We start from the raw sequence: 816 nt of genomic DNA, 5'->3' as shown, positions 1-816 counted from the left end.
CCGGGCCGCCAACGGCAGGTCGTGGGTGTAGCCCAAGGACCCGTGTATCTGCAACGCCGTGTCGATCACCTCGATCAGCATGTTGGCGATATAGGTTTTGGCCATCGAGTTCTCGATGCGCAGGTCGTGCCCGTGCTCCATTTTGTAGGCCAGGTGCAGGATCATCAGTCGCGTGATGTAGAGCTTCTCGGCGCAATCGGCGAGCATCCACTGGATGCCTTGCCGATCGGCGACGCGCTTGCCGAAGGTGACACGCTCGCACGCACGTGCGGTGGCCATATCCAAGGCTGCCTGAGCTTTGGCCACGCTCCACATCCCGTGCCGGAGCCGGCCGTATCCGAGCCGATGCTGCCCCATCGCAAAGCCCTCGCCACGGCCGCCGAGAATGTTCTCGTCGGGGACCACTAGGTCGCGGATGCGGACTTCCGCGTGACCCATGGTCACCTCACCGTGGAAGGCCGGCACGTCGGTCTCTCCCATAACCGGAATGTTGCGGATGATCTCGAAGCCAGGATTGGGCAACTCGACGAGAAACGTCGTGTACTGGCGATGGCGCGGCGCGTCGGGATCGGTCTTCGCCATGACCAATGCCAGTTGTGAGATGGAAGCGGCGGAGGTGAACCACTTTTCGCCATTGAGGATCCAATTATCGCCCTCGCGCACCGCGCTGGTCTGCATGCCGGTGGCATCGGCGCCGGCGGCTCTTTCGGTCATGGCAAAGCAGACCCGGATATCGCCGTTGACCAGCGGGACCAGGTAGCGCTGCTTCTGCTCCTCGGTCCCGTGCTCGATGAGGGTCAGCATGGTCGCGTCCTG

1 protein-coding gene is annotated in these 816 nt (G+C 63.0%); it reads right to left on the bottom strand.

Going from position 1 to position 816, the window contains the following annotated elements; all coding sequences use genetic code 11:
* A partial coding sequence (locus tag A9X04_RS04805; RefSeq protein ID WP_231985661.1) for an acyl-CoA dehydrogenase family protein occupies positions 1-804 on the bottom strand: 804 nt, incomplete at its 3' end.
* Positions 805-816 lie beyond the last annotated feature (12 nt).

Origin of the sequence: Mycobacterium sp. E3247 (genome assembly GCF_001667785.1) — a bacterium.
In the GTDB taxonomy this organism is placed as follows: domain Bacteria; phylum Actinomycetota; class Actinomycetes; order Mycobacteriales; family Mycobacteriaceae; genus Mycobacterium.
This window is presented reverse-complemented; position numbering and strand designations above follow the sequence as displayed.